Here is an 8,240-nt window from a genome sequence, read left to right on the forward strand (position 1 = left end):
CGGCTTGGTGAACGGACAGGTTGTTGAGTGACATGGCGAGGTCGGGGAGGTAGGCGGCGGGGCTTGTTTGGGCCAGGTCCTGGTAGGCGGCGACGGCTTCTTGGATGCTGGTCAGCGCTCCCGCCCGGTCACCGGACTCGGCCTGCCGGTTGGACAGGTTGTTGAGTGACGCTGCAACAGTCGGTAGGTCCTGCTTGCCGGATTCGGTCTTGGGAGGTACCTGCGCCTGTGCGGCGATCAGGGCGAGGCCGAGGAGGGCGCTGTGGCCGAGGGGGATGGTGCTCGCCAGCTCGGCGAGGGGTAGCGGGGTGTCGGCTTCCCTCGCCAGGGCTTCGAGGGCGGGGACGAATGGGCCGCTTTGGGCGCTGACGAGGGTCAGGGCCTGACGCCACATGCCCCTGTGCTCGTTCAGCGCTTCTGCTGCGAGGGTTCGGGCCTGGTCGGCGTTGTTCTGGGCTGAGCGGGAGATCGCTTCGCAGGCGTTGCGGAGTTCGTCGGTGGTCGCGGCCTTGAGACTGTTTTTGATCAGCTTGCTGTTGCGGCGGAGGTCCCGGACGAGGAGGTGGGAGCCGACGGGGTCCGGTCTGACCGATCGTGAGCCGTTCTCCGGGTCGGCCGGCAGCATCTCGGTGACGAGCTCGGTGAGGTGATCACGGGAGAGAGGGTCGGACACACCGATGGCCTGTTCGATGAGTTCGGCCAGCCGGTCCTCCGTCGGTGCCAGCAGCGCCAGGCATGTCCCCAGCGACCAGAGAGTCAGCTTGGCAGGAGTGCTCCCGCCGTGACGTTCCTTGTAGGTGTTCTGCCAGTAGTCGAACTCATGGTGCAGGACCGCTTCGTAGAGATCATGGTGGCCCTGCGGAAGATCACGGGTGCCGTCGGCGGCCAGCCAGGCGAGCAGGATGAGATCCAGAGTGGTCCACTGGACGGGGCGGGGCGCGTTCGGGAACTCCAGTTCCTTCTGGTCTTCGGCGGCGAAGGCGCGTGCCGCGACCCGGAAGACCCGTCGGCCGTCCGGGTGCAGTGGCTGGAGCGGCCGGGGCAGCACCACGAGATCGTGTCCGTCGCGCTCGGCCTCTCGTCCGACCTCGGTCCACCAGTCGCCCATCAACCGCGCCGTCATCACGACGCAGGTGGGGGCGGTGCGGCTGCGGACGGCCCGGAGGAGGTCGGTGATCTCGTCGGTTTTCGCGGCTTCGGCGTAGTCCACGACGACCAGGAGCGGGGAGCCGAACCGCCCCAGCCAATCGAGCTGGGTGTCGCTCGGCCTGCGGACGAGGAAGCCGGTGTGCCAGCCTTCGTCGGCCATCCTCTTGGCGAGTTCGGCGGCCAGATGCGTTTTGCCCGCTCCTCCCATTCCGTGGATGATCGTGACCTTGGTCCGGTTCTCGGGGTCGGGGGCCTCGCACCAGTCGATGAGCAGGTCGAGATCGTCACGGCCGGCGAACGGGATCCGGCCGCGTCGTGCCTGGAGTTCGGCGAGTGATCGGACGGCGCCGACCTTCTGAGGATGGTAAGGGCGGGTCAGCGGATCCTGCTCCGGCCAGCGTGGCATCGGCAGGGCGTCGCCTGTCGACAGGCCCACATCCACACCGAGCCGCCACCGCTCGCAGACGTCCGCCCCGGCCGAGACAGCACGCTCCCACGGCATGGGCTCAGGCACGCCCAGATATCCGTGGGCCGTGCCGGTGACGTCGATCGCGAGAAACTCACCCGTGCTTCCGTCGCCCCGGTAAAGGTCGTCGATCACCTCGGGCGGAGGGGAACCGAGGACGGTCGTGTCCAGCGGATAGTCGGGAGAGACCGGGCGTTCCAGATCTCCGCCGAGCCACACGACGACGATCGCGTGCCCGGCGCCTCCGGGAACCTCAGGATCGGCGATCACGATGATCGGGTGTAGGCCGGAGTCGAGGCAGGCCCCCGCATAGGTGACGGCGAGGTCGAGACAGGTCGCGTACCGATGGTGCAGCAGCACCTCGTCGGGCGGGCGGATCACCTGCCGCCCGGCCTCGCCCGCCGGATCCTCATGGGCGTACCGGATCTCACGGCCCGCGAAAGCCTCATAGATCGCCTTCGCGCGGTCGATCCGTGTGCCGGATCCGGCGGCGGGAATCTTGCCACTCAGCATCCGCGTGACCACCCCGCGCTGGACGTAGGCGGCCAGCAACCCCGGCGCCTCCGCCGACGACCATCGCAGCCACGCGCTCACAGTTCCGGCTCCTCTTCAAGCGCCCCGATGACGTCCTGCACACTCACGGGATTTCCGCCCGGGGCCTGCGCGACGACCTTCACCGGATGAGCCCCCGGTTCCAACGGCGGCAGCGTCACCTCCCACACCCCCTCGCCGACCGGCTCGCCTCGCAGGGTTCCGATCCCGGCGAGCTTGACCTCCAAGACCGTGCGTTCGTCCGCCGCCGTGCCGAGCAGCCGCGCCCGCACCGTCACCGGTGTGCGGGCGGGCACCGTGCCCGGCAGGTCGAGCCCCAGCCAGGGGCTGCCGGGGGCGTCCCCGCGGACCCGGTCGAGGGAGTCGCTGGACAGGTTCCGCAGCGCCTCCACGATCGCGGGGCTGGACGCCATCGGCAGATGACGTTCCGGGACCGCCCGCCACCTGGTCTGCTCCCCTCCCAGCTCCCAGGGGATCGCGGAGTACGACGGGACGGTGCCGTCGCCGAGCCAGCCCTGGTTCGGCAGCCACTCCGCGTCCTCCTTGGCCACGAGCAGCCTCCCGTCCAGGAGCGTGCTGCGGGCCGGCGTCCCATGGCCGCGAGCGAAGATCGGCAGGACGTTCGGCGCTGCTTCCGCCAGATCCGCCCAGGATCGTTCGAGGTCGTCATGCAGTTGGTGGGCGCGGGCGGCGTGCCGGGCGGCCGTCGCGTCAGGCCAGTCCAGTTCGCGTGGATATCGTGCGGCCGGATCGTCGCCCAGGGAAGGCCCGGTGCGCGCTTTCCCGGCGAGTACCGCTCGATAACGCGGCAGCAGATCGTAGGCGGCCGGCCAGCCGCGCAGAATCCGGGTGGCGCGGCCGTAGCGGATCCGGCCGGTGCCGACGCCGTTCCAGAGCCAGTCCAGCGCCTTGGGCGCTCCCCGATGGGGCGTCCCGACCGTGATCAGCGAACGGCAGTAGGGCGCTCCGCCCAGCGGGCCCAGCCAGTACCGCGCGACGAGCCCGCCCATCGAATGCCCGATGACCACCACCTTGCGGCGCGCCTCACCCGGCGGCCCCAGCCGGTCCCGGATCTCCGCCGCCAGCACTTCCGCAGCCGCCTCCACTCCCCAGCGGAAGTCATAAGGGAACAGCAGCACATTGGCTTGCGGATCCCGGCCTTTCTCCATCGAAAGGGTCGCGACCTTTACATTTTCGAACGTATTGCGGATCTGACTGATCAGCCGGTCATATCCCGGAACGCGGAAAGGCGGAATCACCGTCAACGTCGGCATCAGGCCGACGGCCTGCAACGGCCGGGCGATGTCCAGCAGCTCGGGGTCGCAAGCCGTCTTCACGCCGCTGCGAAGATCCCCCCACACGGCGGTCCCGTCGCGATCGTGCAGCACACTTCCGAGAATCCCCGGCACGATGACGACCAGATGCTTCAGGCGCGCCACGCCTACCCCCAGGTTCTTCGACGTAACGGACAGCCCCCGAGGGCACATTATTCGGCGACGCCTGAAACACGTCCCATATCTGGCAAATCCGGTGCAGGGTTCCTTGCCTGTCATCAGCCCGCCGGACGTTCGACCTGCCACCCGGCACGCCCGCACGGCCCAAGCCAGCGTCACTCTCAAATTCAGGTCAAGTGATGTTCTGGTGGTGACGATGCGCTACGAGCCGATCTCTCTGGGTGGTCATGCTGGGTGGCATGAACACGATGACCGTTGTGCGGGAAGTCCCGATGCCCCGTGCGCCTGAGGCGCCTGCCGGGCGGCCCGGTGTGCCGGTGGAGTTCGTGCTTGACCCGTATGTGACGCTCGCCGAGGAGCTGCTGCACGCCGGGGCCGACCCCGAGGAGCTCGGGGACGACTGGCTGCTGGCCGGGCTGGCGCGCGGACGTCGCAGGTCGCTCCTGGACCGGGTGCTGGGCCGGGCATGACCTACTCCCTGGCTGACGTCCGGGAGACCCTGAAACCCAAGGATTCCTGGTGGACGGTCTACCTCGTGGACCCTCTGGCAGTCCCCCTGACCCGCGCCGTCGCCAACCGCACCCGGCTCACCCCGGGCGCGATCACGGCCGTCGCCTTCGCCCTCGGGCTGGGCGCGGCCGTGTGCTTCGCCACCGGACGGATGCTGCCCGGCGCCGCCCTGTCCTACCTGTGCTTCCTGTTCGACTGCGTCGACGGGAAACTCGCCCGCCTCAAAGGGCTCGGCAGCCCGTTCGGGGAGTGGCTCGACTACATCCTCGACCGGATCAGGACCGTGCTGTGCGCGTCGGCCCTCGGCTACGGCCTCTACCGCGCCACCGGCGACCCCGGCTACCTGCTGTTCGCGGCGGGTGTCGTGCTCGTCGACGTGTTCCGGTACCTGAACGGCCAGCAGATCGGCAAGGCGCGCCGCTCGTTCGCGCCGCTCGTGCCCGCGTCCCGGACGGCGCCGCGCGGCGCGCGCTCCCGGGTCCGCCGCCGGTTCGTCAGCGGCATCGAGTTCCAGATGGCGGTGTTCGTGGTGGGCCCGGCGACCGGTCTGGTCGTCCCGCTGACGGTTCTGGTGGCCGTCGCGCTGGTCCTGTTCGAGCTGCAGCTCGTGCACGCGTTCTGGCGGGAGTCCCGCAAGGCGGCGGCAGACCGGGCGAATTCCCTCGAACCGGCGCACGCAGAGTAAACGGCTTCCCAAGAAACCCTCTGGCGGTCACCGTGAGCGTCCATCATGGGACGCCGAGTAGTGAATGCGCCGAGTAGTGAGAGTGAGGTGTCCCGCGTGTTCGGAGTGGCGAAGACCTTCTGCCGGGCGCCCGTCACGGTGACCGGGGCCCGCTGGGACGCCGACGGCGCCCTCGTCCTCACCGGCTCGCTCCGCGGCGAAGCCCGCCCGATCGTCCTGCACCACCGCAGGACCGGCCGGGAACGGCTGTTCCCGCTCGAAGCCCGCCAGGGCCGGTTCACCGCACGGCTGCCCGTCGGCCGGATCCCGGTGTTCGGCGCGGAACTCCCGCTGACCGGCGGCGAATGGACCCTGCCCGAGTGCCGCTGGGCGGGCGCGCGGCTCCCCGCCGCGCATGTCGACGGCGGGCAGGAGTTCCGGGTGCACGGCCGGCGCCGGCTCGCCCTGACCGTCACCCCCGCACTCCCCCCGGACGAGCGGGGCGCCGCCCACCAGGCCCGGCTCCGCGAACGGCTCTACCCGGCGCTGCGCACCCAGCCGCTCCGCGACACCGTCGTCTACGACTCGATGAACGGCCGCCGCTACTCCTGCAACCCGCGCGCCCTGTTCGAGCACCTCCGTGACGAGGGCCGCGACCTCGACCACGTCTGGGTGTCGGCCGACTCCCAGTTCCCCGTCCCCGACGGCGCGCGCGTGGTCAGATCGGGCAGCCGCGAGCACGTCGAGGCCGTCGCACGGGCCCGCTACCTGGTCGCCAACAACCGGATGCCCCGCTGGTTCCGTAAACGCGACGGCCAGACCTACCTCCAGACCTGGCACGGCACCCCGCTGAAGACCCTCGGCTTCGACGTCCGCACCCTGGCCGGTTCGCGTGACAGCGCCTGGGCGAAGATCCAGCAGGACGTCCCGCAGTGGGACCATCTGATCTCGCCCAACCCGTTCACCACCCCGATCATGCGCCGCGCCTACGGCTATGAGGGTTCGGTGCTGGAGACCGGCTATCCGCGCAACGACCTGCTGAACCACCCCTACCGGGATCTGCTGGCCGCCGACGTCCGCGACCGGCTGGGCCTGCCGCACGGCAAGAAGGTCGTGCTGTACGCGCCGACCTGGCGGGACGACCTGGTCGTCGGCCGCAGGCAGCGCGAGCAGTACGGTCTGGCGCTGGATCTGCGGCGGGCTCGCGCGGCCCTCGCCGACGACCATGTGCTGCTGCTCCGCGCCCACCACCACATGGGCACCGGACGGGCGTGGCGGCACCGCGACGACTTCGTCCTCGACGTCTGCGACTATCCGGACATCGCGGAGCTGTACCTCGTCACCGACGTCCTGGTCACCGACTACTCCTCGGCCATGTTCGACTTCGCGGGCACCGGCAAGCCGATCCTCCTTTTCCCCTATGACCTGGAGCGCTACCGCGACGAGGTCAGGGGTTTCTACTTCGATCTCGCGGCGGAGGCGCCCGGTCCGCTGCTGCGCACCTCGGACGAGGTCGTGGAGGCGCTGCGGGCGGGCGACGACGGCTCCCGCAAGCAGGCGTACCTCGATTTCGCCGCCAAGTTCTGTCCTTATGACGACGGCCACGCCGCGGAGCGGGTCATCGCGGAAGTGTGGGGGTCCTGATGCTGCGGAACATCGCTGTGGTGCTGGCGGGCGGGGTCGGCGAACGACTCGGGCTCGGCATCCCGAAACAGCTCGTCAGGATCGCGGGGCGGCCCATCATCGAGCACACGATCCGGGTGTTCCAGCAGGCCCCCGAGATCGACGAGATCATCGTGATGATGACCCCCGGCCATCTCGACGAGGTGCGGGCGCTGGTCGCGGCGGGCGGCTACACCAAGGTCACCCGGGTGCTGGAGGGCGGCGCGACCCGCGGCCAGACCACGTGGCGGGCGGTGAACGCCGTCGACGAGGAGTGCAATCTGCTCTTCCATGACGCCGTCCGTCCGTTCCTGGACGGCCGGACGATCACCGAGTGCGTGCGGGCCCTGGAGGTGTACGAGGCCGTCGACGTGGCGATCCCGTCGGCCGACACGATCATCGCGGTGGACGAGTACGAGCGGACCATCCTCAAGGACGTGCCGCGCCGTGACCTGCTGCGCCGCGGCCAGACCCCGCAGGGGTTCCGCCGCTCCACGATCCGCGCCGCCTACTCGCGCGCCCTGGCCGACCCGGGGTTCACCTCGGGCCGGGTGCTCGCCACCGACGACTGCAGCGTGGTCCTGCGCTACCTGCCCCAGGTGCCGATCAAGGTGGTGGAGGGCTCCGAGGCCAATATGAAGATCACCAACCCGGTGGATCTTTCGCTGGCCGACAAGCTGTTCCAGCTCGCCACCGAGGCCGTCCCCGCGGGCGACCGGGCCACGCTGCGCGGCAAGACCCTCGTGGTGTTCGGCGGGGCGTACGGGATCGGCGCGGACATCGCGGAGATCGCGGCGTCGCACGGGGCGTCGGTGCACGCGTTCTCCCGTAGCCTGACCGGCACCAACATCGAGGACACCGGGGCCGTCGAGCAGGCGCTCAAGCAGGCCGACGCCGCCGACGGCAAGATCGACTATGTGGTCAACACGGCCGGGCTGCTGAAGATCGGGATGCTGGCCGAGACCGACCACGCCACCATCGACGAGCTGGTCAGGGTCAACTACCTGGCGCCGATCGCGATCGCCCGCGCGTCCTACCCGTATCTGCGGGCGACCCGGGGGCAGCTCCAGCTCTTCACCTCCTCCAGCTACACGCGGGGGCGCGGCGGCTACAGCATCTACTCCTCGACCAAGGCCGCGATCGTCAATCTGACGCAGGCGCTGGCCGAGGAGTGGGCGCAGGCGGGCGTCCGGGTCAACTGCGTGAACCCCGAGCGGACCGCGACCCCGATGCGCGAGCAGGCGTTCGGCGCGGAACCGGCGGGCAGCCTGCTGCCGTCCCGTACGGTCGCGCTGACCGCGCTCGACGTGCTGCTGTCCGATCTGACCGGCCAGGTCGTCGACGTCCGCCGGCCGGAGGTGCCGGGGCAGCCGCGCGCCGCCGAAGCCGCGGAGACCAGGTGATCCTGCTGCTGAGCTGCGTCCTGCCTTACGCGGCGGCGCTGACCGGCGAGCCGTGGCTCTTCGCGGCCGTGCTGCCCGCCGCCCATTTCGCGGCGCGCGGCAGAACGGGTCTCGGACGGCTGCTGGGCGTCGCCGGGTTCGGGCGGGCGGGGCTGTTCACGGTCTGCCAGTCGGCGGCGCTGCTGCTCCTGCCGCTGCCCGCCGCGTCGGTTTTTCTGGCGCTGACCTGGGCGAGCGTCCTGCTGCTCGTGCTGCGCGCCAAGGAGGACGAGCTGCACGCGGTGACCGGGCTGACCAGGAACGTCCCGATGGCGGGGCTGCGGGTGCCGCGCCGGTCGCGGCGGCTGCCGTCGCCCAGGACCGTCGAGCTGGCGGCGGCG

At 70.4% G+C, this 8,240-nt stretch carries 7 protein-coding genes; 5 read left to right on the forward strand and 2 right to left on the reverse strand.

Translation table 11 applies throughout. From position 1 onward, the window contains the following. Positions 1–2,209: hypothetical protein (locus ACYVE7_RS24310; protein ID WP_460367518.1), on the reverse strand; the 2,209-nt coding region annotated here is incomplete at its 3' end. Continuing rightward, the gene (locus ACYVE7_RS24315) at positions 2,206–3,606 is read right to left on the reverse strand and encodes an esterase/lipase family protein (protein WP_460367520.1); all 1,401 of its coding nucleotides are present in this window, start codon (positions 3,604–3,606) and stop codon (positions 2,206–2,208) included. The genes ACYVE7_RS24310 and ACYVE7_RS24315, both read right to left, overlap by 4 nt. A gap of 332 nt (positions 3,607–3,938) precedes the next feature. Here ACYVE7_RS24315 and ACYVE7_RS24320 point away from each other — a divergent pair, with 332 nt between their 5' ends. From ACYVE7_RS24320 to ACYVE7_RS24340, 5 genes are all read left to right on the forward strand, one after another. Then, positions 3,939–4,091, forward strand: a complete 153-nt coding sequence (locus ACYVE7_RS24320; protein WP_460367521.1) for a hypothetical protein — start codon at positions 3,939–3,941, stop codon at positions 4,089–4,091. Continuing rightward, positions 4,088–4,816 carry a CDP-alcohol phosphatidyltransferase family protein gene (locus ACYVE7_RS24325; protein ID WP_460367523.1) on the forward strand — a complete coding sequence of 243 codons (729 nt, stop codon included), beginning with the start codon at positions 4,088–4,090 and terminating at the stop codon, positions 4,814–4,816. Before ACYVE7_RS24320 ends, ACYVE7_RS24325 begins: the two co-directional genes overlap by 4 nt. 96 nt (positions 4,817–4,912) lie before the next feature. Further along, positions 4,913–6,439: a CDP-glycerol glycerophosphotransferase family protein gene (locus tag ACYVE7_RS24330; RefSeq protein ID WP_460367525.1), complete on the forward strand. Its 1,527-nt coding sequence runs from the start codon at positions 4,913–4,915 to the stop codon at positions 6,437–6,439. Beyond that, positions 6,439–7,860 carry an SDR family NAD(P)-dependent oxidoreductase gene (locus ACYVE7_RS24335; protein WP_460367527.1) on the forward strand — a complete coding sequence of 474 codons (1,422 nt, stop codon included), beginning with the start codon at positions 6,439–6,441 and terminating at the stop codon, positions 7,858–7,860. Before ACYVE7_RS24330 ends, ACYVE7_RS24335 begins: the two co-directional genes overlap by 1 nt. Further along, positions 7,857–8,240: hypothetical protein (locus tag ACYVE7_RS24340; protein WP_460367529.1), on the forward strand; the 384-nt coding region annotated here is incomplete at its 3' end. The genes ACYVE7_RS24335 and ACYVE7_RS24340, both read left to right, overlap by 4 nt.

The organism is Actinocorallia lasiicapitis (genome assembly GCF_054778695.1).